The following is a 24234-nucleotide window of genomic DNA, read 5'->3' on the forward strand; positions in this document are numbered from 1 at the left end:
GCGTTGGCCGGGCTCATCCTTTTTTCTTTTCTCAGGTCGTATGCCGAGAGCGTTTCGGCACGATGGTCACAACCTCAGCACATCGGCCTTGCAATCGTGCTCCGTCGAGAGAGCAGAGAATGCATTGTCCAAGCGCATCCCACGACACACGAGCACCAAACCCGCTGCCCCATGGCGCATTCCATTCGCGACTGACGACCAGTGCGGCCCTGATGGTATGACGGGGCTGCGCCGTGCTTCGCTCTTCTGTGTCAGGCAGCGCCATCATCTCAACACCAACCACCCAGGCCCAGCAAGCTGCATGCTCTAACTTGCCATGCTGCCTGCGCTGCAAAACCAGTTTGAGCAGTGCACAGCCGCCACTTTCCAGAACGACTCCTAGACGGCTCATCAAGTCGGCTCCGATGGCCTTGGAACTCCAGATCTCAACCCCCGGAAACAGTCCTTTCCTCCTGAGGCGTCCGTCTGCGTGTGTGCTCAATGAAGAAAATGCAGCAATAGTGCGTAAAGGCCGTTGCGTCATCACTGCTGCAATTCTTCTCAGGGACCACCCCAGCCCTTCCTGATCCGATGTCCTGTCGCGATCAGCATCAGGAAGCATACGGCTCCAGTGCCTGCGCCCCGATGCAATGACCACCCGGTATTCCCACGGTCCATCAAACCGGAGGCCACGCATGTAGTGATGAACAAGCCCTTGGGCAGATTTCTCACTCATGGGATTGCTCCCGAACTACTGGATAACGACGAGCCTTGTGGACGACGGATGCTTCGCTTCTGATATCGTTTGCAGCTGTCGCATTAGGCGGATAGAACTCCTGCACGATCTCCACTGCTTCGGCCTCCAGCTCCTCAAACAGCCCCAGCGCATAGCCCTCATTGGCCGCTTGTTCAAGGCCCTCCTGGTCATACCCGCTCTGCCTAGCATGCTCTGCTGTTTGCGCAGCTTGGTGGATAGCAGCTTCGAGCGAAAGGTTCTCTCTAACGCCGATATCTACATAGTAGATCGGTGTGCGACGAGACTGCATGGTGGACTTGCCTCGCAGTCGAATCTCCAAGGCCAGGTAGGCCAGCAAATCTCCAGATGCGGCTTGCAGGTAGTGCATGCGAGCCAATAGCGTGCGCAACGTGTTGATGCCCGTGGTGCGCAATACAAAGGTGCTCAGTGAATCGGCTGGGTTTCCTGGATGGTCGATCCGTACATGAAAACGCCCAAACGGCTTGCATCCTCCCTGCTGAGCAAGCTCACAAAGATCTGGTCCAGCACAGGTCAGTTGCTTGATGCCAGCGTCAGTGACACGTTTGCAGCTCTGGCCATCACCAACACAAACTGGCCGTGCTGTGGCTCGGTCAAACAAGGTGTAGTTGGCACGCAGGTTCAATGCTGGATCGTTGAAGAGTAGCCGCACGGGAATGCGGCGCAGCTTGGTGCCAATCGCGCGAATTGTCGGCTTGGCTTCTTTGCCCGCGCTGTTATCCGATGCTTGGTCCAGAACACAGCTATGGTTGGCTGCAGTGCTTTTGACCTTCACACGCTGCGAGAGCTTTTCTCGCAAGCTGGGCTTAGTCGATTGCAAGGATTGCTGCGGGTCCTCTGGCTGGCCTTCGCTATGTGGCTGGTGCTGCTGCTCGTGCTTCTCAAAGTGCTCGGCAAATTCTGGAGGTACCTCTTTGAGCTCAGTCACCTCTACGCCTGTAGTGATCTGCGCACGGTCCAACTCTTCTTTGCGCAAGATGCCATCTAGAGGGTGCAGCACCCAGCCCTGGCGGCTTTGCATCTGCGTAGTGATGGTGAATTCATCGTCTTTCTCTGGCAAGCGCATGCCGTTGCGCTCAACCACTTTGCCAATCGAAATCCGCCCAACTACGGGCGGGGTCATCATCAGTCCTTTAATCATTTCTTACTCCATTCGTAAATGCAAAAGCCCCGTCTGCCTGGTGTGGCGGACGGGGCTGCTGTGTTGCTGTGCTCTGCTGAGCAGCATGTGTCTGTTGTGCGTTCTTGACTTGCGTTATGTCTCACTATTCGTGAACTTGTTTGCGCTGCAGTGGCCATCACGGCTGTGCATGCAGCAAGAATCGCCGGGAGCCTGGTTTGGCTCCCATGTAGGCCTTGGCAAGTGCTGGATGCTCTTTCTGGAACAGGGCTGCGTTAAAGACCTGGCTATCCTTGCTCTTCTTCCAACTGACCGAGCCAGCGGCAAACCGCGCAAGGCTTGCATTGCCCATGCGCTGCTGGATCTGGTGCTTGAGAAGCGCCTCTTCTGTTTCGCCCTCACTCATCTGCAGACGTACCTGCTGGAGCTGGATAAAGGCACTGGTGGCGGCCTCGTCTTCCGACAGGTCCAGCTCATCTCCCATGTCTTGCGCATAGAGGCATCGCAGCGCAGTTGCAGCGCTTTCTGAGGCATCCGCAGGAGGTTCCTGCTCCGCCTTGACCCACTCCCAGAATTGCTGCTCCAGGGCAATCAGTTGGGAGATCATGGTTTCGTCGCGTTCGATGCGGTGGATCTGCAACTCCTGCCCACAGATAAGGACGGCGACATCGGCCGCACGCTTGCCGGTGACTGCCAGCTGGTGCATGACCTGAAGTTGGATGTACTCAGGAACACCATCCTTCCAGAGCTTGGCACCATTGATACCTGCGGTTTTGCATTCGAGGATCTGTACGTCGAGGGCACCCACGACTTCTCTGTCGATGTTGGCCAGCATCCAGGGGACTTCGGGGTGCCCAAGAACCGCATTGATACGGCGTACGCGGTTGCCGGTGCGCTTGGTGTAATGCGCAGCAACGATGGGTTCGAGCAAAGTGCCCCAGTACATGGGGCTGATCTCATCATTAGGATCGACTGCTGGCAAGAGCTCTCCCTTGCCTGTTTTGTGCATCCACAACTCTAGCTGAGACTGGTAGGGGTTCAAACCCACCGCAGCGGCTGCATCGGAGCTACCAATGCCTTGGCGGCGAACATCCAGCCAGGTCTCGCGGGCCATGCCTTTGGTGGAGACCAAACGCAATGCGGGACGCTGGCGGGGTAAAGAGTGGGCAGCATCGGTGGCTGCCGTTGTTGAAACGAGAGTTGGCATAAAGCCTCCTACAAGGTTGCACCCTCCCCCACAAAGCACAAAGCCCCTACCGCGATGGCAAGGGCTTTGGCTGGGTGGAATGTGGCGAGAAGGAAAGGTGGGTGGAATTGATAAAAGAACAGGATTGGAATGAATTACTGCTTGTCGAGTGACAAACCTTGCGGCCTACGAGATAGACACTTATGAGCCGGATCCCAACTACGCGACGAGCTGGAGAGCATGCTCCAAAGCCCGCTGCTTGAGTACTGCGCCTTGGCCGAACCAGGCACTGTCCAAGCGATTGTCTTGGCTGCGGGCTTGCTTCTCATGATCGACGAATTCGGTCACGGCGCTCAAAAGACCCCAAGCGGTGTCCTTGGCCGCTTGCAGCTCTGCACCGCGTCCATGACCTTCGAACAAGGTTTGCACTTTCTTCAAAGCTCGCTCGTTGGCCAGGCCAGAAGCACCTGAGCCACCACCCTGCCCTTGTTGATCGGTTTGACAGATCACTTTGAGGAAGTAGTTCATAGCCTCATGGGTCTTGACCTTGCGTTCCGCCAGCGTCTTCATGCGGTACATGAAACTGTCCCATTGGCCAACTGCAATACCCAGTTGCCGTTTGACAGCTTGGGCATCGAAGCTGGTGGAATGTGGGACCTTGATGGATCCTGCATTAGCCCCTTGGAGAGCCATCGCCAGGGTGTTGTTGCACACCACGCGAACTGTCGTGGGGATCGCCATGGTGGCCAGAGTTCCGTCGCATGACGTTGCCAGCAGCAGGTAGCTGTGCACAACATCGTTGCCTTTGAGGCACGCAGATTTACCAGTTCGAGCCAACGCCCAAAAGCGCCGGCCAGCCTTGAGAACACCTGCTGTTTCAAGTTCAAACCCGGCAACCTCGGAAAGATCGCGGTAGAACTCCAGCACCTCTTGGGGCTGCACTACCTTGTATCGCTGGCTGACCACAGACAGGGCAGCATGGTTGTCGCTGCGGTAGAGTACTTTTTGCTCGGGGAATTCCAAGGCTTCGCCGTAGAGAGCGTCGGCATCGCCCGTAGCCATGTAGCGCACGGGAGTTTCTTGAATTTTCCACTGCATGCTTGCCGCTTGCGCCCAGACATCAATGGATTGCTTCTTGGGTAGCGCGTGGCCCAGTTGGTGCCACGGGGTTTGGCCGGTGTAGGCCATGGTTTCGACAAGATGGGACATAGTAAATATCTCCTTAAATCAAGCTTGAAAGGAATGGCCGCAGTTCTGACATTCGTGGTTGTCGAGATAGGTCTGGTCGATCTGCTCGCCAATACGGCCTCCGACTTCGTGGCCAACGGTGCCGCCTAAAACGCCACCGATGATGGCCCCGAGCAAGGAGCCGAGAACACTGCCGACGGGGCCAGCAGCTAGACCAACGCTCGCACCAGTAGTTGCGCCTTGCATGGCTCCTGCGATACCGGTGGCAGTTCCTGTAGCTGAGCCAACTCGCTGACCCACCTGTTTGGCGACACCCTTGGCACGAACATTCAGAGAATGGCAATGGGGACACTGGATAGACATAAATGCTCCTGACGTAAAAAAGCGCCCCTGGCACGAAGCCAAGGGCGATGGTTGAAGAGAGAAATCAATGCGGAACGAGTCGCTACGAAGCAAACAGCTCCTGCATCACGTCAGGGATATATGATTGAAAAGATTTGGAATCGAAGAAATGGCTGGCAGCTCCAGGCTGGATGCGGAAGCTCACCAGAGACCGCTTTGTGGCACTTGATGCTTGACAATTGAGTCCTGGAGAACGTGATCGAGGGCTGCGGTTCTTTGTCGCCTGCTCTCGCCCACATAGCTTGGGGTTGGCGGAAATCAACTTACTTGACGCGCAGCCCCGGTACTTCACGTAGCACCGCAAAACAGGCGTAATGCGCCCCGCTTAAGTCGTTAGCCTGCCGCATCTGCTTCCTCAGGCTGCGGACTACGCGCTAGATGGATTGTCTTAAAGGACTCTCCTAGAAAGCTGAATTTCTTCGAGAACAAAGATGCCACTCGGGTGTCAGCGGTGGCGAAGAAGATTTGCCGACCCGAGTTCACCGCCAAGTCGCGCAGGTAGTCAAGGAACGATAGAGCGTTGAGGTCGTCGATGTGCGCGATGGGATCGTCGATGAGCAACATAGGTGGGGCTGCCCCGGCCGTGCGATTCCTGGCAAGGAAGATTGACAAAGCAAACGCGGCTCGCTGCCCAGTGCTGACCTCATCTAGCGTGCGGGAATTATGACCATCCGCAGTCCGCAGAAGAACATTCGGGCTTCCGACGTACTCGTATTCTCGCGGCGAGTGGATACGCGAGAATACTTCATTGATTTGACCGCCGATGGTATCAAGCGCCTCCTGGGTGGCGTTCTCCAGGGAGGCGTTCTCAATTAGGTCGTCCAATACCTTGCCGGCATCTTGTAGCGCCTCCTCCTCGCTGCGATGCTTTCCTAGGCTGAGATTCACCTCCTGAATCTTCTTCATCAGATCACGCTGCTCCGTCGATTTCGCCGAATCCCTATGCGACGCTTCGTCAGCATGCTTAAAGGCGGAGGTCACGGCTGCAATGCGCGCCTGAACCTCGACCAGCGGAATATCGTCTTCGACAGTAACGTAGGAACGAAGCTCGGCAGCATTGCTAGTAGCGGCAAGGAATTCGTCATGCAGCGCAACAAGCGATGCGAAGGTGCCGCTGCGCTCGACGCGAGTGACCCAACCGTCAACGTCGACAGATCGAGCAAAGCCTCGCATGACCTCAACAAGGCCTCCCATGTTGCTTCGGCACTCACCCAGAGTTTTTCGCGTCTCTTCCACCGCGTCCGACTGACGCCGCCTTTCGCCCGAGACAATGTCGGCGGTGAGACTGCCGGACTCGGGCTCGAATAGCCCAGCAATTCGACCCCAAACCAAATCCGCCTCGTTGCTGGAGAAGCCCGCGCTGCGCAGATCCTGTCCCTCCTTTATGACGCGCTGCAGCTCCAACTGCGCTTGATTTGCCAGCTCACGTAGTCTGACTAGTTCTTCCAGAACCTCCTTGGGCGTGGTCGCCCTCAGTTGCAATTGCGCTGCAAGCTTCTGACAGAGCTCAACGGCGCTAGCCCAACGCCGCGCTTCGTTCGCCTCGTCTCCCGCCAGAAGCAACGACTCCGCAAGTGCCTCGACCTCCCGCGTCGTCTCAGGCCCCGAGGTGAGTTCCTCGATGAGATGCTTCAATGTGCCGCTCGCATGCACCGTACGGCAGACTGGGCACCTGTCCGGATTCTCCAAAGACTTGAGCGCTTCATTCGCCGCGTCCTTTAGCTTCGCGGCCGCAGTAGCGCGAGCAGCAGCGGCCCGTCCATGAAGGTCAAGGGCTTGCTGAGCGCGGGTAAGCCTCGCGTGGGCGGTAGTGGCTGCTTCGCCCGAAGCCTGCACGGCATGTTGCAGTTGGAGGGAGGTGTACTGCGGCGGCACCTCGGGCAGGCCGCCGGCGATTAATCCTCCAAGGCGTGTGGCCAGTTGCTCTGAGACCTCGCGAGCCGACTTGTAACGACGACGAGCGTCCTGAAACCCCGCAGACTCATACGCAATCCATCGGTCCAGGTTTTTGACGTTGGCCTCAAGCTCCTCCATCTTCGAAACAAGTTGTTTCTCTTGCTCGAGGGTTCCAACAAGCTGCGTGTCGACAGGCTTTGCGTTGCTAACTGTGGCCTGCAGATGCGCCATGCGATGATCGACATCCTTGATGGTTCGGGCTGCGCCGCCGAGGGAGACCAGCGCTTGCATGTGCGTCAGCGCGGCCAGAAGCTCTTGACCCTCCTTCGGCATGGGAACACCGGCTTCAGTTGGCCTCATCCAACCGAGGCCTGCAAGCGCGGCGCGATATGCCTCCGTCAGCGTTTTAGCCATGGACGGCTTGTCTTGTAGTTCCTTCAGACGCCGCTCGAAAACGGTCAACTCCACCTGCAGCCCATCGACTCGGCGCTGAGCTCTGTCCCAAGCCTTATCTACATCTGCTCTAATCTTCTGCAAGTAGTCAAACGTCGTAGCAGCTGAAGAGCCCACCAACAACCGGCTCAACTCGGTCTTAATGTCATCGGGCTTAAGATTGCCGGACAAGCGATACGCGGCATCGGTATCGAGAAAATTGTAGAGCGAGAAGCTGTCAACGATGTCTGCAATGCTTTGTTCCTTGCGGTTGTACCAAGCAAGATTTCGAGCCTTGATGCGAGGGCCATCCCCGGTGGATGAAAGCTCGAGCGTGCTGCCACCTGCGCTCGGCCGCAGTTTCCCTTTGAGACGCACTGGCCCCACGGCTGTGCTTCTGCGGTTGTTTCCGCAGTAGAAGTATTCGACTGCCTCGAGCAGGGATGTTTTCCCGCTTCCATTAGCGCCAACTAACAGCGTGACGTCGCCGAATTCATAGGTTTTTCCGTTGTGTATCGGACGGAACGAAGCGATGCTCAGGCTGAGTAGCTTCGCAGTCGCCAACGGCGTGTCGGCTGCGTTTATTTCGTTCACGCGCTGCTTAGCGTTCGCAGCCGAACCTACTTCGCGCTGAGCAATCTTCTCCACCACCGTGGTGCGAGGAGTAGGCGCGTCGAGCAGTAGCTCAAGCCCAGCAGCTGACAGGCGTTTCCGCCAGTCCGTCAGCACGTCGTACGTGCTTCCGAGCTCAGTTGCCTCGAACAGCTTCGGCCCTCCCAGCAGGGACTCGAGGTCGTCCTGTAAGACGACACGCTTGCGCGCGTAGTCTTTGTCAGCCTCGATTGCGGCTTTCGCCTGAGCAAATTGAGGACTTGCCTTCGAGTTCGGGCCGGCGACGATGTAAAGGTACTTGTTCCATCGAAGATCGCCTGGCGTGTCGAAGAAATCGTCAGCAAGGATGCGTTCTTGAAAGTCGCGCAGGTGTAGCGAGCGCGCCACCACATCATCAGCGAAATCAACGTAGGCAACCGCGTAGGTCTGGTCACCGAGTTTCTTCTCGCCGCGCACAACGGAATCGTCGACGTCGTGAAGCCCGACGAGTAGATGAGACAGCGCTTCACGCGCAGCTTGCATTTCAGCCATTTCACTGTCCTCCGGTGATGGAGGCCATGCTGCTTCCATCGTATGTAATGTCAGTCTGCTGCTTGATGTCGGCGAACTTCGTGACGCCCGCGACCGTGCGATAGCAGATGGCCACGCGCTCCTTGTGGTCCTTGTTTTCTTTTCGCAGGAGCTCGAAAGCGTTCTCGCCAATCCTCTTGACCATATCCATCGGCGGGTTGTCACCGAGGTAAGCCACTAGTGCCGGACGCAAGCCGGCCTTGATGACATTGGTGTTTGGAGAGTCGGGAGACCACGCTATCGCGGCTCCGCCACCGGCAAGGTCCTTGATTTGCGGAGGCAACGTCTCTGTCTGAAGGATGTGTGCCAAGGTCGCAACGCGGGTGATACGTCTATTACGCTCTTCGGAGGCTGGAATGTCGCGGTCGAGTTGAAGGGTGGCGCGGGCTACGACTTCAGACTCTGGGATGCGGCACACGTCCAGGTTATTCACGCGATGCCACTGGTCCCTCATGCTGTAAGGACCGCATGAAAGCGAGATGGCCCGCTCGATGTGTAGCCGGTTCGCGATGTCCTGTAGGCTTTGAAACGCTGCGTTCACTTCCGGGCTGGTATTGATGACGTCGCCCCATCCGGTCTCCGGAGAGTTCGCACAGGCCAGCCATGCGCCAGCTCCGTCGTCCCAGGCGAAACGCGTATCTAGCTGCGGTCCGATGAGCACATCGTGTACAGCTGGGCCATCCTGCATGACTTTGGGAACCGTCAGCGCAAAAACGGCCTCGTCGTAGTGGAAGTGCAAGACGTGGCGCCGCTTTTCATGCCAAGTGTAATACAGGCCATTGGCCTCATTGCTAGCAACCTCGTCATCTTTCACTGAGCAGCGACGCTCTGGTATATACCAAGCTGAACCGCTCTCGTTTTTCCAGGCATTCGCATGGACAGGTGAGTCGTGTTGAATGACGTTGTGAGCCCAGTTCAAGCACACGATGTCGCAGTCGGTAGCGACTGGACTGCGCCGGAAGACCTCATTTCGGTATCGGCGGTAGTCGGTGTGCTTGGGCTTCGGGTTCAACTGGATGTGGATGAGGATGGTTCTGTCCGATAACTTCTTATTGGCATTAAGGTCTTCGCCTAGATTCAGTGCGTCGGAACAAATGATGGTCGAAAGCTTGATATACCCGTCTTTGCCCTGGAACCGGTAGATGGCGCGGCCACAGCGCAGTTGCTTGTTCTCAAAGCCGTGGTCATCCCGAGATGGCGCGGTCTTGAATTGGAACAGGACGACCCGCTTGAGCGTCTGTTCCGCATCACGAGTGACAAAGCAATACGCGACCGGGTCAAAGTAGTTGCCCTGCACCGCCGGCGCGGGGTCCTCCTCGTAGATTACGTCGCAATGTCCAGCGCAGTCCGCTTTAAACGTCGCGAGCCTTTCGGGAGTCATGCTTTCGCATCCCAGCACCCAAAGTGCGCCGTCTACGGGGAACGGCCCACCCTTCGCTGCCTTCGCCAGCGAGCTCACCGGGAGAAAGTATTCCGGCGTCACCACTAGCTGGTCACCTCGCTCTGCAGCCATCGCGAGAAAGGCGTCAGCCCTAGCGGCTGCGACGGCCAAGTCGAGGTGACCAATTCGGAGGGGGTCTGCGTAAATAGGACCCGACGGCTGGAGTAGAAGTGCGCGGTAGCTTTGATGCGTGGCTTGGAGCGCAGCCAAGTCGGGCATCTCCAGACCCCGCAAGGCAAGTACATCTTCCACATCACTGATGAATACAGGCAAAGCCATTTCCCTTCCACAGACGGTGAATACCCTTTTGAGCAATATAGTAGCAATTTGTTGCTTACTTGTTGATGGTATCAGTATCGTCTCGACGCCACCTCTGGCAGCAATGCTTCGGAAATGTTGCCGCGCGGTTCAACTTCAACGATGAACGACAGATTCAGATTCGCTCCATGAGCGTATCGATGGACCGCAACCGCTGCGCAGCCGAAATAGGCTGATTGCCGTCAGTCAACTCAGAAGTACCCATGACTGCTGATACTCAGAACAGTCATTGATCCGAGGCTTCTGCAGAAATCTTCCCATGGACAAAACAGTCCAATGTCTGCCTAGAATGGGTTTGTCGATTCACAGCCGCGATCTAAGCCAAGATAGCATTAGGTGATGAACCAGCACTACTACGACACATTGTTCTCAGCAGCCCGCGAAAAAGGCTTGACGATCTCAGCAGCAGCGGACGAAGCAGCGATGGCATTTCTTGACGGAAAGCCGATGGGTCAGGGCAAGAAAAAGTGGAGTGGTAGAGATCGACACACAGCCCTCTGGAGCTCCGAGTTCCTGAAGGCTCTACCCGCTGATGTTTGGAGCCAAGAGCCCATTCGCTTAGCTTTAACGCAATACTTAGCGCAAGATCGAGTTGCATGTCCCGAGCTTGTGGCGCGGGTTGCCGCCATCGCTCCCGATGTGCTGATGTGGGCTACCCGCCATTCTGACCTCGTGATGCGACAGGATTCTCCGCGTTGGTTGGAGATCAGCAAGCTGGATGCGGATCAGCATGAGGCGCTCGCTGAACTGACGCGCGTGTTTCTCATATTCCGCGAAGCTCACCAGGTACGGCTTGATGAAGTGGCGCGTCTACGCAACCCCTTGCGTGAGCTCGCTCCTGTAGATTTGCTGATCTATGCCAGCCTTTTCGCCTTTGAGCACCAAATACCAAATTTGCTTGATGGTCGGTCGCGACCAAATTTGCCCGATGTTCAAGAGGCATGGGATGCCATTGACGATATATTGGCCTGGAGCCTCGCCAACTGCGATGAGTCGGACCTGCAATTGAGCGAAACATCAATCGCTTCATCATTGAGGCAGCATCTGATTCCATTTCTATTCCCGTCTGCGGAAAGGCCACGACACGATTGTTATCAGGCATTTCTTGCATTGCTTGGCGCACAGGTCGAACTGAACGCATTTGTGCATAGATCTGCTGACGCCTTCAGCTACGACGACTCTATTCGGTTTGAACGATGTGGAGATCACCTTGAGATAGTCGAAGTGGATGCCGATGCCATAGCGGCGTGGCGTCGAGATGGCAAGAAGTTCGACCTTTTACACCAGTACTGGTTGTACCGGGGCATGGATGCCCTCCTGAACGCTCCTGATCTGCTAGCCCGTGTAAGCCCTGCAAACCTTGAAGCCAATCTTCAGGCTCTGGCCAAGGCGATGGGCACATGGCTTCGCTTGCAAGAAGTCTATGGCATGGCCGAGCAGGTCCGAACAGACACTGACTCATCTGCAATAGTCTTTCATGTTCTGATGGCCATCGAACTGATGACAGCCTTTTTCATTGAAGACTACCTCCGGCCATATCAGCAGTCCCTTTCTGAGACCGGAAATTCTTTTCTCGCGATGGGGCGGCTGGCATTTGGTGGTTTGCTTCAGCCAGACATGCAAAATCGCTTCCCACTCACATGGTCGGATAGAGCGGCCAAAGTTGAGCGTATTAAGCCTTGGACGGCTACGGCAAAGCATCCGAGTGGCTCCTCACGAGCTGCCGAGACAGTCTTGGACTTCATGACATGTGACTGGGCTGCGATGGCGAAGCAGTTGCGCGCCGGTGAGGTGGCATTGCGGCCCCGCTGGCAAGAGCGACCTTTTTTCAAGATGGGACGACTCTCGCTTCAGTTGCCATGGATGATGGCTGTACAAAATAACTCTGCGGCTGTAATCAATAACCTACGGCGGTTGGGCGCTCGGCGAAATGAAACCAAAGAAGAGACACGTCGAATTGAAGAGCGGCTCGGAGCACTGTTTCGAAAACGCGGGTTTCAGGTGCTTATTGGGTATCAGGTTGCAGAGGATGCCAATGCGGGAGAAATTGATTTAATTTGTGCTCGAGACGGTCATGTACTCATCTTGGAACTCAAATCAACCTACCAACGCCGCTCTGTAAAGGAGGCTTGGGCGCATCGAACTTCTACGCTTCGAAAGGCTGGGCTGCAGTTGAGCAGAAAAGTGCCTGTTGTCCAGCGGGCACTTGGGCGAGACATGGAATTAATGAATGCGCTCGGTCTTAAGAACGGCCAGCCCACGGTCACAGCTTGGATCGTTGATACCTCAATCGAATGGGATCACCAACTTTTCCGAGGTTTCCTCAAGATATCTCTGGAAGAGGTACTGATTGCGCTGCGAGATGACAGGATGCTGCTAAATCACCCGCATGGGCTATTTGCCGGCCATGCCGACCGTGCTCACCCGCCTGATGATTATGCGAAACCCTACAAAGATGACACTCTATATCCGGATGGCTTTTCTGCTGCGCGACTTGTTGAGGTAATTAAGACGGCTGCCGTATGGGAAGGTAGCCTTTGAAGATGTATTGTGCACAGCTGAGTCGGTCCGACTGAGTCAAAGACGCCTGATCCTTATGCATGTGGAGACGACAGCTTTGTAGCTGATCACCGCCGTTCGAGCTTTGCCAGGCGTTGGCCACAATCACTTGTGAACTCAACCTTGTAGGCTGAAGTCTGGTTCAGGCTGGTTGCAGTCTTCCATGTCAGATGAAGCAATGACCGCGTTCGCAAAGACCAGACATTGGTCGGCGAACCGGTCAGACGTGTGATGAAAATTTTGGAGCAGCAGTTTCAACGACTGCTTCCCGAACTTTGAACTGGCGATCTAGACCAATTACGTAAGTTCGCTCTTGGCCAACGCAGCAATTCATCCACAGGCAAGAATCCAACAAAAAAGCAAGAAGGGGCATGGCACGTCGGTGCTTCTTGATTGTTGCCAGATCTACTGGCTATTCCGACATCAAGCTGCTCTACGCGACCGCAGGACCAACGCAGACACGTCCACCACCATCAACGACAGCAGCGGCTTCTCCCACAGCTCGCCAAACAAGCTGCGCATGCGTTGCCACGAGTTCAACGACGCCATTGTAAACAATTGCAAGCATTGCTGTGTTCTCACGAAGCATTGTAGTTTTTCAGCATCTTGAAGGTTGACTTGCCATATTTGTTTCCATACGATGAATTGAAATTTCCTCTGATGCAGATCAATATTTCAGTAAATTAATCGAACGAACTATGAGAATCCTGTTGAAAAATTCTCCGCGTTACCGCTTTGCAAGCCCATTGATGCGAGGGTTGCTGGCAGCAGGATTGCTTAGTGCGAGCACTGCCTGGGCCGGTACTTGGAATATCAACTATACGCCTCAGCAGACACCGAATTCTTCTTTTTATACGTCTCCACCTTCAGCTTCCTCACTTACACCTGTGATGGCGTTCAGTCCGCCTACAGGCATGAAACTTGGCGTTTATTTCTCTTGCAATGGTGGTGCCTTTACGCCTGACCCAGCAGCAGGGGTTTATCAACAGGTTAATAACCCAAGCGGTGGATTCATCGCATTCGATAATTTAGGGGCTAGTCCATCGGCGGTCGCGATCAATGTCACACCGGATACTGTTGGGGGCGTGGCTAATTGCGAGCTTGAAGCTTTCCCTACATATTATGATGTAGTGACGGGCGACTCAGCGCAGGTAGAGGACGTGCCTCACGCTGGATATGTGAGTAATGCACAAGGTTATGATCAGAGTGGAGATCCTTCTGCACCAAGCTATTATGCGTGGGTGTCGGAGATGCTCGTTTTTCACTCGGAGCCGATCATATCAATTCCAAGCATTGAGTCCGGCCCCATTAGTGACTCGGGGTCTGTTACCAGCAACTTATTCATCAATTCGAAGACTACCACGGCTACTGTTACGTTCGAGTTGACTAATGCGCAGGCCACAGACAGCACCATCACTTTCATGGTGACAGAAGTTCCTCAATCTTATTTGGGTGGCAGTTATGACCCTGTATCTGAGGGCTATTTACCCGCTTATGGGAATTCCACACCAATTACGGTTACTATCCCCGCCAATCAAACTAGTATCGTTGTGACTTTGCCCGCCATCTTGCCAGGATCGCAAGTCATTATTAACCCCACCACCTATCCGGGAGCCATCGATGGCACACCTGTTTTGGATCAGTTGACGCCCTTGGTATTTAGAATGATGGGTAACCATGGCGATCCCGAGCCATTGGTTTATGTAAAAGGTATTCCTGGTTCAGACCCTGCAGCTCAAGTCGTCCCAACTAACCAGATTAGCTTCAGTGTGAAGTTGAATGTGCCACCACCGCCGAATGTTAGCCTAAGTTGCCTCCCATCCGAGATTTTGGACTCAGACAACCAGTCCGCGACCTGCACCATTTCATCCGATGTGGCCGCAGGCACTGCTGGTCTTCGGGTCAACTTGAATCTGCCGCAATCCAATCCACGATACTCCACCGATTGCCCTAACCCGATCATCATTGCTTCGGGCGCAACCGCAGCAAGCTGCAAAATAACTGCCACGTCCAATATGGTCGCAGGCGACGGCAATGTGACAGCAGCGCTTTCTCTGGCGGCCCCTACCAATGCGAACGAATATGTAGTCACAGGGTCTGCCGCCCAGGTGCTGGTCAAGGATGACGATGTCGTCACGCCACCAGACCCATCTGTTACGCCTCAGCCTGTGCCGACCCTTGGGGGTTGGGCATTGGGACTTTTGAGTGCCTTGTTGTTCGGATTCGCATCCATTCGACGCTCTGCTTTTGGCGTTCGGGAGTGACCATCAAGCCTGAGATACTCTCGGGCTCTCAATTTTTCTGATTCAGCTTATGTTTTCCTCGCTATTGCACGCCAAAACGCTATTGTCCAACTGTCTTTTGGTGCCGGTGGAGCACATTGGCGATGACGCCAATGTGGGCGATCTTCGGGATGTCGACAGTTTGATGTTCGAAGGAATTGTGATTGAAATCGAGAATGCCACTGGGATGCCGGTGGATGTGATGGATTTGCTGCAGCTGAGAACAGTTCGAGACGTAGCGAAGCTATTGGATGGTCAGCCGTTGAACATGGCTGATTGATAGCGACAAATACACGCTGATGGATCCTTCCGATATCTGCAATGAGTTGTACCACTTAGCACGTACCCAGCCTGGTATTTCGTCTTTGCATCGTCTCAGTGATCGCAGAGTCTGGATTGTGCAGCATCCCTCAGATGCCCATCACATTCTGAAGGCAAATGCGGACAACTGGCCCAAGCATATGGCGTGGATGCGTCAAACGCTGGGGCCGTCGCGCATGTCGGAGAATCATGGCGCCTGGGTGTTTCGCAGGCAGCTTACACAAACTCATTTCAACCGCTATGACGTTGTCAAAACGGTTCGTGCATCGCGCCAAGCCTTTTCGGAGGCTTTACCACAACTGATTGCACAAACGGCAACCGCTCCGCTCTCAGACCATTTGCTGCGGGAGATGACACTGCGGATTTTTCTGGATGTGTTTTTTGATGTGGATTTGCGCGAGACAAATATCAATTCAGAGCATCTGTTTCGATTGTTGGAGATGAGTTCTCAGTATGCTTTTATTCCTCCTGGTGACCTGACGGGGGATGAGCGGCGGCACCACGTAAGCCAATTGAACGCCGCCAAAGCACGGGTAATGCAAGATATGAGCGTATTCAGGCAACCCGAATATGCCAATAAGCCTGTCATTCGAGAGATGCTGGCGGCCGAGTCGGTCACCCGTGGTCAGCCTGATCGTTTTGTTTTGGAGCAGGAGCTGATCACCTTGCTGGCGGCAGGTTCGGAGACTAGTGCAAGTACCTTTGGGTGGGTTTGTTACTTGTTGGCTCAGCATCCTGACGTGCAGAAAATGCTACGTGATTGTGAGGACTCCTCGCCAATGCTCGATGACTTCCTGAGTGAAACGTTGCGGCTGTTTCCCGCCAACCCGATATTGAGCCGTCATGCTGTGTCCCATGATGTTTTCAGTGCTGGCGCGGTTCAGCCTGGCGACGTTGCCTTGGTTTCCTTGGTGGGACTTCAAATGCATGGTGTACGCCGCGACAAACCGTGGCAGCTTGAAATGGCGGCGTCTCGCGAGTTGCATAATCGAGCGGAAAGTGGTTTGGGTACGGCCTTTGGCGTGGGTGAACGGGTTTGTGGCGGACGTCTGTTTGCAATGACGGAGATGCGCACGCTGCTTCATGCGTTGCTCGGCCGAACTGAAGTTCACCCAACGGCCCACGAACCACTCGACCAGCCACTGGATATGCAGTGGTGTTCTCTCATGGTGCGACGTGGTGGTCACCGTGTACGCATTCAGCCTCTTATGTCTCACTGATGAATTCACGATTGCAACCGCTATCCCCTGAGCAACACTTGGGCATGGGCCTGCGTACTGACAAAGACTGGACGTTTTGTCAGACCTTGGATGCGGCGCCCATAGCCTTGACAGAGTTCGCGAACATGGTCGGCAGCCAGCCCATTGTTTTTTCAATCGGGCCAATGCCCCAGCCGCTTGCCATATTCGGAATGCAGCCAGGCAAGAATGATTTCCTAGACTTGCAGCATCAATGGCCTGTGCACTATACGGTTCCTAACGTACTTCTGCATCACCCTTTTTCGATTGCGCAAGATCAAGACAATCCAAAGAGAGCCGTGATGTGTGTGGATACGACGGCTTCCCGCTTCGTGCCATTGGAGGAGGATGAGTCGGCTTTACCCTTGTTCACGTTCGATGGCCGTCCGACGCCCATGCTATCGGGAATCACGCAACAGCTGGGGGCGCATTGGAGCGCCTTGCAAGAAGCCATTGCATTCGGCCAAGCCTTGAACAAGGCGGGTTTGCTGGAAGACGTGTGCGGGAACGTCCGCCTGTCAGATGGTTCAACTCACACAACCCGGACCTTTCGCCGCGTGAATGCCTCGGCGTTCCGTGCTTTGCCGGAAGCTGAGCTGACTCGCTGGTTCCGCCAGGGTTGGACTGATGCCATTGCTTTGCATCTGGCCAGTTTGAATCGCTGGATGCAGTTGTTTGAAAGGCACCAACGCTCAAACCTAGTGATGTCGCCAAAGGCGCATGATGGTGAGTAACTCATCCTATTCAAAGATCAGTTGCCTCGCGGAAGCGTTGGAGTATGCGGCTAGCAGTTCGGCAGGGCTGCGTATTTTTGATGCTCGCGGCAACCTGACAGCGAAAATCAGTTATCAAGATTTGTATCAGGCTGCGCGGATGCGGGCGACGCAATTGCAAGGGTTAACAAGGAAATGGCCCCAGCCTGCAGTGATTGGATTGATTGCCCAAACCAGCTTATCCTTCATCACTGATTTTTTCGCTTGCCAATTGGTGGGGCTTCTGCCGTGCCCATTGCCTCCCCCCCCGGTTGCTTTGGGGTTGGAAGCATATGTGCGGCGCACCAGGCAATTGCTGGCTGCTGTTCAAGCGAGGATGCTGCTGTTCGACTCCATCCATGCGCCTTTGCTGGATTGGTTTGAGCGTTTTGCACGCTCAGATGATCCAAATTTGCAACTGATCAGGAGTACATCGTTGCCCGTACCCGACGAGTCGTTGACGTCGCAGCCTCTGAAGGGTGATGCCGCTGCCTACATACAGTTGTCATCGGGCACCACTCATGAGCCCAAGGGCATTCAAATCTCTCAGCACGCCGTATGTCACAACCTCAAGGCGATTTTGCATGAAGGGCTGCAAATCAAGTCTTGTGACCGGGCTTTTTCGTGGCTGCCACTCCACCACGACATGGGGCTAGTGGGGTTTCTATTGGCTCCTTTAATGGGTGCCGTACCGCTGGATTTGCTGCCTCCTCAGGCCTTTGCACGTCGTCCGCAAATATGGCCGAACTTGATGGCGAAATTGGGCAGTACGGTGTGCTTTGCCCCTAGCTTTGCCTGGGGCCTTGCGGCCGACAGAACCTCTCTGGAGGAAGCGCAGCAGTTGCGTTTGAACTTGCGTATTGCAGGTGTTGGTGGCGACATGGTGCGTGCTCACGACCTGAATCGATTTACCAAGCGCTTTGAAGCTAGCGGATTTGCTCCCCAGAGCTTTCATCCCTGCTATGGTTTGGCTGAAGCCACATTGGCTGTCAGCATGGGATCATCGAATCCCGACGCCTTGGATCGACTCAGCAGTGGTAAGCCCCTGACGAATTGGGAGATCCGCATCGTGGATGATGCCGGAGCGTCCCTTCCTGCGCTGAAGTCGGGACACATCCACATTCGTGGACCTGCGTTGATGACAGGGTATTGGCAGGAGGGCCTGCTATCTCGTTTGTCGCCTCAAGCGTGGTTTCGAACGGAAGATTTGGGGTATCTCACTCCATCAGGAGAATTGGTTGTGACTGGACGCATGCAATCACTCTTGCTGGTTCGTGGTCGCAACGTCCATGCGGAAGCTATTGAGTCAGCTATCTGCGAAGATCTTCAGCTACCCCATGGGACAGTGATGGCCTTCCAAGAAGAAAGACCTTTTTCGGCTGGGATTGTCATTGCGGTGGAGTGTGGGTCAAAGGATCAGGCACTGCGACAACAATGGACTGAGGCTGTAAGGAAAATAGTCTTTGAAACGTGTCAGGACGCTGCTGAAATTCTGCTTGTGTCCCCTCGAACTGTGAAGCTAACGACATCTGGAAAGATTGCGCGACAGATGACGTTAGAACGATTAAGCGACCAACGCCAATGAAAGATTCTGTTCAATCTTCGATCGCATTGAATGCGGCAGGTGCTCGGCTTGATCTCTTGCAGCCCAATGAAGTCCCTTCAGACTGGTCTTGGTTACGCCCGGAGACTTTGGCCAGCTTGAATATGGCATTTCCCTTGTCCGCGGCGGATCAGATCCCAAAGTTGCTGACACAATCCGGCATTCAATTTTGGGGCATCAATGTAGATGGGCGATTGCGCGCCCTGTATCTATGCAGTAATCATTTACAGCATCAGGTTACACGCATTGCATTTATAGCACTACCGCACGCCCGCGGCCTGAAGCTCCTCACTCAAACTTTCGGGCAACTGGCGGACAGGCTATTGTCTGCTAGTTCTCCAAAATTGTCTGTTTACTTGCTTGGCTGTGAAGTGAGGAGATTGTGGCCCTTGCTTCGGGTTAACAGGCATTTTTTTTTGGAAGGTCGGTTACGTCAAGTTTGGCATCCTGCACTACAACGCAACGAGGACGTGTTCGTTCTGTCTGCGCTAGGATGTGGCTCGAAACCGCCATATGGTTCGCTATGGCTAAATGCGAGCGCTAAAGCAAGTCGTCGATTTTTCAGTAGTTGGACGGTGGATCAGTCAATCACCAATTTACCTGAAAGACCAGCTCGAGGGAGTACTCTTGTCGACGCATCTGGATATCAGTTGCGGACATTAACGGCTAAAGATGCCAATGAAACGCTGGTGCATTGGCTTAATTCCCCCCGGTTGATAAGCAGCATGAATCTGCCGCGATTCAATTACAGCTTGGCGAGTGTGCGTGCTCTGCTGGCCAGTTTTGACCGTCAATACAATCAATTCATTGGAGTGTACAGGCACGGAAGTGATCAGCTCATTGGCTTTTATACGGTGTTGGTGGACGAGCGTGCCCGACATGCTCAGTTGGCGTTATGCGTTTACCCTGTCGATGTACCAGCAGTACGCATTATGGTTGACACAATTACGCCATTAACCGATAGTTTTTTTGAGCGTTTTGCCATTCAGAAAATCACTGGCAATGTTCTTGTCACCAATAGACGAATGCTTCTCAGCTTATCGTACAACTTCACCTTTTTGCTTGAGGCTGTGCTCCGCCAAGAATGTGAAGGCGACCATAGTCGCATCGATGTAGCGGTGTTCTCGACGTTTCGAGACCATGATCTTCGTCCTAAAACAGGTCATTTCATGTTGTCAAAGGGGGATGAAAGCCCATAGTCAGATAGACAAACTCCGTCTATCTGTGGCGATTCAACTGCTCAAAACGCACCAATGCCTGGTCTTTGGGCTACCGACCTATTGAAATGTCGTCATGAGCGGCAGCAATCGCTGCGAAACTGAAGCGGTATTGAGCAAATGGCACCCCCATCGATCATTTGCTGGATTTGCGCAGTAATGGAGGCGCTAGTTGCGACCAAGAGGCGGTCACCGTGTGATGCCGCTCGTGTTAATAGGCACCCATATACTCGCGTTTGCCGATCGCGACACCGTTGTGGCGCAAGATGTCATAGGCAGTAGTCACATGGAAGAAGAACTGCGGCAGACCGTAGTGGAATAGATATGTACTCGCGGTCAGTTTCTTTTCCTTGGGCGTGCCGGGGCGCAGTACGATTTCACGGTTTTCGCGGAGATCAAATTGCTCGGGCTTGAAAGTTTCCAGATGGGCCAGCGCCTTGGCGATCAACGCTTGAAGGTCGGCCCGTGTCGGGCCAAGATGGCACTTCTGCACCAGCGAGGCGGGAGTCGATGCCCTTGGAGAAATCCGAGGCGATCTGCACCTGACGTATCAGTGGAAACATATCGGGAAACAGCCGCGCCTGCAGCAACGCATTTGGATCGAGATTGTTAATTTCCATGCAACCCTGAGCCGGCATTTCCATCTAACTTTGATCCACCCTCTTTGCAAGCCTGGAAGGCTTACGTTGTGGATAAGTTCTTGGTTCTCTCCTTCTTGGATTGTGCCGGCAGCGCCGAGCTGTTCTTGAAGCGGAAGCTGTCGTTGCCAGTCTCCAGAATATGGCAATGGTGCGTGAGCCGGTCCAGCAGCGCTGTGGTCATCTTCGCATCACCGAACACGGTGGCCCATTCGCTTAAGCTTAGGTTGGTCGTGATCACAACACTGGTTCGTTCGTAGAGCTTGGACAGAAGGTGGAACAGCAAGGCCCCACCAGACGCGCTGAATGGCAGGTAGCCCAGTTCGTCGAGGATGAGCAGATCGGCGTACATGAGCCGCGTGGCGATCTGCCCCGACTTGCCTTGCGCCTTCTCGACCTCCAGTGCATTGACCAGTTCGACCGTGGAGAAGAATCGCACCCGGCGATGGTGATGCTCGATGGCTTGTACGCCGAGCGCCGTGGCCAAGTGGGTCTTGTCTGTGTATTGACCCAGCAGTTTCTGCACAGTCGAGCGGCTAATGCGCAAGCTGGGGCTACGCGGGGTGATGCGAGGCAAGGTCGTGCGCACCACCATCGGGGATGCCAAAGTGCCATGCCCGATGGACCGCGTCAACCGCCAGTTCCGAGCCGAGCGTCCGAACCAGTTATGGGTCAGCGACTTCACCTACGTTTCGACCTGGCAGGGCTGGTTGTACGTGGCCTTTGTCATCGACGTGTTTGCCAGGCGCATCGTGGGCTGGCGGGTGAGCAGTTCAATGCGCACGGACTTCGTGCTCGATGCACTGGAGCAAGCCCTCTATGCCCGGCAGCCTGAGCGCGATGGAAGCCTGATATGCCACAGCGACCGCGGGTCGCAATACGTCAGCATTCGGTACTCCGAACGACTGGCTGAAGCGGGCATAGAGCCTTCCGTGGGCAGCAAGGGCGACAGCTATGACAACGCCTTGGCCGAGACCATCAACGGCCTCTACAAGGCCGAGTTAATCCATCGCCGCGCGCCATGGAAAACAAAGGAAGCCGTGGAGTTCGCCACGCTCGAATGGGTGTCATGGTTTAACCACCATCGCCTGCTCGAACCCATTGGATACATCCCACCTGCGGAAGCTGAGGCAAACTACTACCGGCACCTAGCCAATCAGAACACTGCTGTGGTGGTCTGACTTAAACCAAACAGCCTCCTCGAAACCCGGGGCGATTCAATTAGCACGCTTCCATGCATTCCGATAAGCGGCCCTTCCTTCGTCTGGCCATTTCCTGACTACGTACCTACTGCGAGTACTTCAAGGAGTTGTGAATGAACGGTTGCGGTTCCCACAGCAGCCATCAGCTCGCAATGCGTGAAAGACTGCATTCGCTGCATACCAGCCGCACACTTCGAAAATCAGACAGTATTACTCCCCCTCACATCGCAAGGCTAACCTTTAAGCCTGTCGAGCTAAAGGAACAATTTCCACACCCAACCGCAGTTGATCAAGGTAGTCAGCCCATAGCTGAACCATCTCAAATCGCTTCGTTAAATACTTTGTCCGGTTGTAACTACGTCCATTGGCATCCTTCACCATATGTGCCAGATTCGCCTCAATCGCGAGCGGATCTAGATCGAGCTGATCAACAAGCATCGTGCGAGCACTTGCCCGGAAACCATGCCAACTCTGTTCAGTCCCGAATCCAAGGCCATATAGAGCACTTCGCACAGAGTTATCAGACATTGGTCGCTCATGGTCACGCTGCCCAGGGAAAACATAAGAGCTTCGACCTGTCAGCTTCTGCAGATCTCTCAGCAGCTCGACTGCTTGCGTCGGCATAGGTACCACATGCGGTTCTCCGTTGGCCTTTTCCTCAACTGTTCGCTTCATCTTGGCACTTGGAATCGTCCATGTAGCTGCATCCAAGTCCAGTTCAACCCATTCCATCATGCGCAAGTTTCCGGGGCGCTGATAGAGCATTGGCGCCAACAACAGCGCTGTACGGACAATCGGACCACCCTTGTAGGCATACATAGCCCGAAGTAATTCACCGAAACGCTGCGGCTCAACAATTGCAGGGAAGTTCTTGCCACGATAAGGTAACAATCGACTTTTCAAGCCTTCGGTGATGTCCCGTTGATCATTTCCAGCAGTTGGAAGCCAGTAACGCCATATTTGACGAACAAGCATCAGACCTCGATCCGCCGTTTCGATAGCACCCCGTTCTTCTACTTTCTTCAGAACAGACAGGAGCTCCATTGGCTCAATGCTTTCCATTTGTCGATCACCGATCCATGGAAATAAATCTCGTTCAAGCTGGCGTTTTGTTCGTTCTGCGTGGCTAGCACTCCACGTCCCTACTTGCTTGGCGTGCCACTCCAATGCCACAACCTTGAACACGCTTCCGTCGACTGCCAAGCCCTTGAGCTTTTCCATCTTTCGAGCCTGAACAGGATCGACACCTTCCGACTTCTTCAATTTGGCAATATCACGCGCCTTGCGAGCCGCCGTCAGGGAAACCGTCGGATAGCTGCCCAATGCAAGCTGCTTTTCCTTATTTTGGATTCGGTACTTATAGAACCACCGCTTGGAGCCATTCGGACTTACCTGCAAGTAAAGCCCTCCGGAGTCAGCAAATCTCGCTTGTTTGCGATCAGCGGGGCAAGTGGCGTTTCGGCATTGCACATCGGTCAACATGTGGTGTGAACTCAATTAGCTAGGGGGGTACAACGCCCACCTGATACACACCCCACGGGGGTACAAGTGATACGCCAGAAGGCCCATGTAGCAAGGTCTAGCGTCAATCAGGGGGTACATATTGGCTAAAGTATATGCAAAAATAGGAATGCACCCCCACCCGTACCCCCATCACCCTCTGGCTGCCAGCGAACGACAATGAACCATCTCGAACTATAACCCATTGATTTCACAAAGAAAAAAGGCGCTCACTGAACTTCAGTGAACGCCTTTGAACGTTATGGTGGTGGAGCTGGCGGGAATTGAACCGCCGTCCGATCCTTGTCGCATGCGGGGTTCAGCCCATTCGGTGCGAATTCGGTGCGAATTTAGAAAAGTCTGCAGACACCATCAGACACCCCGCACGCAGATTGCGGAGGGGGTGAGAGCTAGTGACACGCGTTCTTTCCCCCTGTCCCTTTTACAGCCAGCCCTGCCACCGCTGCAGGCTTCTCTGGCGATCCTATCCCCCCTCCTCCTTCCGCTTCAGTTTCATCTAGAACCGTTACAGCTGTTAGCTTCCTTTCAGATATACTGTATGCATGCACAGTACTTTTCAGCCCAACACACCGATCCTGGTGTCCGCGGCCCCGCTCTCAATCCTGCGGGCCGAGGGGTCTGTGCGCGCTGGCTTCCCGTCGCCTGCAGAAGACTTTGCCGTCACCCGGCTGGACATAGGCGCCCTGCTCGTGAAGCACCCGCAGGCCACCTACCTGCTGCGCGTGGCTGGGCCGTCCATGCGCGAGTTCGGCATTGATGATGGCGACCTGGTGGCGGTCGACCGGGCGCTGCAGGCCCGCCATGGGTGCATAGTCGTGGCCGTCATCGAAGGCGAGTTCACGGTCAAGAAGCTGTTCAAGGCCGCAGGCATGGTCAAGCTGAAAGCCGGCAACCCCACCTACCCTGACATCACGCCCAAGGAAGGCCAGAGCCTGGAGATCTGGGGCGTGGTCACCAGCTGCATCAAGATCTTCGCGTGAGG

The 24234-nt window shown here is 54.7% G+C and carries 16 protein-coding genes and 3 pseudogenes; 9 read left to right on the top strand and 10 right to left on the bottom strand.

Features of this window, described 5'->3' with window-relative positions; all coding sequences use genetic code 11:
- Nucleotides 1-31 precede the first annotated feature (31 nt).
- From WH367_RS16150 to WH367_RS16180, 7 genes are all read right to left on the bottom strand, one after another.
- Nucleotides 32-715, bottom strand: coding sequence for a hypothetical protein (locus WH367_RS16150; protein ID WP_339536881.1), 684 nt, complete (start codon nt 713-715; stop codon nt 32-34).
- Nucleotides 708-1895 (bottom strand): recombination directionality factor, encoded by a 1188-nt coding sequence (locus WH367_RS16155; RefSeq protein ID WP_339536882.1) that lies wholly within the window; start codon nt 1893-1895, stop codon nt 708-710. Before WH367_RS16155 ends, WH367_RS16150 begins: the two co-directional genes overlap by 8 nt.
- A gap of 157 nt (nt 1896-2052) precedes the next feature.
- Entirely contained in the window at nt 2053-3081 is a 1029-nt protein-coding gene (locus WH367_RS16160; protein ID WP_339536883.1) for a YqaJ viral recombinase family nuclease, read from the bottom strand.
- A gap of 198 nt (nt 3082-3279) precedes the next feature.
- Complete coding sequence (locus WH367_RS16165; RefSeq protein ID WP_339536884.1) at nt 3280-4269, bottom strand: DUF932 domain-containing protein; 990 nt, start codon at nt 4267-4269, stop codon at nt 3280-3282.
- An 18-nt stretch (nt 4270-4287) separates the two neighbouring features.
- Complete coding sequence (locus WH367_RS16170; protein WP_279494915.1) at nt 4288-4494, bottom strand: hypothetical protein; 207 nt, start codon at nt 4492-4494, stop codon at nt 4288-4290.
- A gap of 489 nt (nt 4495-4983) precedes the next feature.
- Nucleotides 4984-8121, bottom strand: coding sequence for an AAA family ATPase (locus WH367_RS16175; protein ID WP_339536885.1), 3138 nt, complete (start codon nt 8119-8121; stop codon nt 4984-4986).
- Between the two features lies 1 nt (nt 8122).
- Complete coding sequence (locus tag WH367_RS16180; protein WP_339536886.1) at nt 8123-9880, bottom strand: hypothetical protein; 1758 nt, start codon at nt 9878-9880, stop codon at nt 8123-8125.
- A 378-nt stretch (nt 9881-10258) separates the two neighbouring features.
- Here WH367_RS16180 and WH367_RS16185 point away from each other — a divergent pair, with 378 nt between their 5' ends.
- The 7 genes from WH367_RS16185 (at nt 10259) to WH367_RS16215 (ending at nt 19873) form a co-directional block, all read left to right on the top strand.
- Nucleotides 10259-12460 carry a hypothetical protein gene (locus WH367_RS16185; RefSeq protein WP_339536887.1) on the top strand — a complete coding sequence of 734 codons (2202 nt, stop codon included), beginning with the start codon at nt 10259-10261 and terminating at the stop codon, nt 12458-12460.
- Between the two features lie 716 nt (nt 12461-13176).
- Nucleotides 13177-14742 (top strand): hypothetical protein, encoded by a 1566-nt coding sequence (locus tag WH367_RS16190; protein WP_339521313.1) that lies wholly within the window; start codon nt 13177-13179, stop codon nt 14740-14742.
- 49 nt (nt 14743-14791) lie between these two features.
- Nucleotides 14792-15040 (top strand): acyl carrier protein, encoded by a 249-nt coding sequence (locus tag WH367_RS16195; RefSeq protein ID WP_339521312.1) that lies wholly within the window; start codon nt 14792-14794, stop codon nt 15038-15040.
- Between the two features lie 19 nt (nt 15041-15059).
- Nucleotides 15060-16301 carry a cytochrome P450 gene (locus tag WH367_RS16200; RefSeq protein ID WP_339521311.1) on the top strand — a complete coding sequence of 414 codons (1242 nt, stop codon included), beginning with the start codon at nt 15060-15062 and terminating at the stop codon, nt 16299-16301.
- Nucleotides 16301-17053 carry a SapC family protein gene (locus WH367_RS16205; protein ID WP_339536888.1) on the top strand — a complete coding sequence of 251 codons (753 nt, stop codon included), beginning with the start codon at nt 16301-16303 and terminating at the stop codon, nt 17051-17053. The genes WH367_RS16200 and WH367_RS16205 overlap by 1 nt, the downstream gene beginning before the upstream one ends.
- Nucleotides 17040-18656, top strand: a complete 1617-nt coding sequence (locus WH367_RS16210; RefSeq protein ID WP_339521309.1) for an AMP-binding protein — start codon at nt 17040-17042, stop codon at nt 18654-18656. The genes WH367_RS16205 and WH367_RS16210 overlap by 14 nt, the downstream gene beginning before the upstream one ends.
- Entirely contained in the window at nt 18653-19873 is a 1221-nt protein-coding gene (locus WH367_RS16215) for a GNAT family N-acetyltransferase (RefSeq protein WP_339521308.1), read from the top strand. Before WH367_RS16210 ends, WH367_RS16215 begins: the two co-directional genes overlap by 4 nt.
- Nucleotides 19874-20102: 229 nt before the next feature.
- On the opposite strand, the pseudogene WH367_RS16220 reads toward WH367_RS16215, so the two are convergent.
- Both WH367_RS16220 and WH367_RS16225 read right to left on the bottom strand, forming a co-directional pair.
- A pseudogene (locus WH367_RS16220) lies at nt 20103-20499 on the bottom strand (DUF1993 domain-containing protein); the annotation flags it as partial.
- A 73-nt stretch (nt 20500-20572) separates the two neighbouring features.
- A pseudogene (locus tag WH367_RS16225) lies at nt 20573-21040 on the bottom strand (ATP-binding protein); the annotation flags it as partial.
- Nucleotides 21041-21050: 10 nt separating this feature from the next.
- Between WH367_RS16225 and WH367_RS16230 the strand changes: the two are divergent.
- Nucleotides 21051-21710, top strand: a pseudogene (locus WH367_RS16230) (IS3 family transposase); the annotation flags it as partial.
- Nucleotides 21711-21971: 261 nt separating this feature from the next.
- Here WH367_RS16230 and WH367_RS16235 read toward each other — a convergent pair.
- Complete coding sequence (locus tag WH367_RS16235; protein ID WP_339536889.1) at nt 21972-23213, bottom strand: tyrosine-type recombinase/integrase; 1242 nt, start codon at nt 23211-23213, stop codon at nt 21972-21974.
- Nucleotides 23214-23794: 581 nt separating this feature from the next.
- On the opposite strand from WH367_RS16235, the gene WH367_RS16240 reads away from it, so the two are divergent.
- A complete protein-coding gene (locus tag WH367_RS16240; RefSeq protein WP_182341036.1) occupies nt 23795-24232 on the top strand; it encodes a LexA family protein in 438 nt (145 codons plus the stop codon).
- The last annotated feature ends 2 nt before the right edge of the window (nt 24233-24234 follow it).

This window comes from Comamonas sp. MYb21, assembly GCF_037479395.1.
Lineage (GTDB): Bacteria > Pseudomonadota > Gammaproteobacteria > Burkholderiales > Burkholderiaceae_C > Comamonas.

What these genes read in the sequence shown, in the direction of transcription:
- WH367_RS16195 (WP_339521312.1), top strand. Translation starts at nt 14,792, where the DNA reads ATGTTTTCCTCGCTATTGCACGCCAAAACGCTATTGTCCAACTGTCTT.
- WH367_RS16160 (WP_339536883.1), bottom strand. Translation starts at nt 3,081, where the DNA reads ATGCCAACTCTCGTTTCAACAACGGCAGCCACCGATGCTGCCCACTCT.
- WH367_RS16235 (WP_339536889.1), bottom strand. Translation starts at nt 23,213, where the DNA reads ATGTTGACCGATGTGCAATGCCGAAACGCCACTTGCCCCGCTGATCGC.
- WH367_RS16200 (WP_339521311.1), top strand. Translation starts at nt 15,060, where the DNA reads ATGGATCCTTCCGATATCTGCAATGAGTTGTACCACTTAGCACGTACC.
- WH367_RS16240 (WP_182341036.1), top strand. Translation starts at nt 23,795, where the DNA reads ATGCACAGTACTTTTCAGCCCAACACACCGATCCTGGTGTCCGCGGCC.
- WH367_RS16150 (WP_339536881.1), bottom strand. Translation starts at nt 715, where the DNA reads ATGAGTGAGAAATCTGCCCAAGGGCTTGTTCATCACTACATGCGTGGC.
- WH367_RS16165 (WP_339536884.1), bottom strand. Translation starts at nt 4,269, where the DNA reads ATGTCCCATCTTGTCGAAACCATGGCCTACACCGGCCAAACCCCGTGG.
- WH367_RS16190 (WP_339521313.1), top strand. Translation starts at nt 13,177, where the DNA reads ATGAGAATCCTGTTGAAAAATTCTCCGCGTTACCGCTTTGCAAGCCCA.
- WH367_RS16180 (WP_339536886.1), bottom strand. Translation starts at nt 9,880, where the DNA reads ATGGCTTTGCCTGTATTCATCAGTGATGTGGAAGATGTACTTGCCTTG.
- WH367_RS16210 (WP_339521309.1), top strand. Translation starts at nt 17,040, where the DNA reads ATGATGGTGAGTAACTCATCCTATTCAAAGATCAGTTGCCTCGCGGAA.
- WH367_RS16205 (WP_339536888.1), top strand. Translation starts at nt 16,301, where the DNA reads ATGAATTCACGATTGCAACCGCTATCCCCTGAGCAACACTTGGGCATG.
- WH367_RS16170 (WP_279494915.1), bottom strand. Translation starts at nt 4,494, where the DNA reads ATGCAAGGCGCAACTACTGGTGCGAGCGTTGGTCTAGCTGCTGGCCCC.
- WH367_RS16215 (WP_339521308.1), top strand. Translation starts at nt 18,653, where the DNA reads ATGAAAGATTCTGTTCAATCTTCGATCGCATTGAATGCGGCAGGTGCT.
- WH367_RS16175 (WP_339536885.1), bottom strand. Translation starts at nt 8,121, where the DNA reads ATGGCTGAAATGCAAGCTGCGCGTGAAGCGCTGTCTCATCTACTCGTC.
- WH367_RS16185 (WP_339536887.1), top strand. Translation starts at nt 10,259, where the DNA reads ATGAACCAGCACTACTACGACACATTGTTCTCAGCAGCCCGCGAAAAA.
- WH367_RS16155 (WP_339536882.1), bottom strand. Translation starts at nt 1,895, where the DNA reads ATGATTAAAGGACTGATGATGACCCCGCCCGTAGTTGGGCGGATTTCG.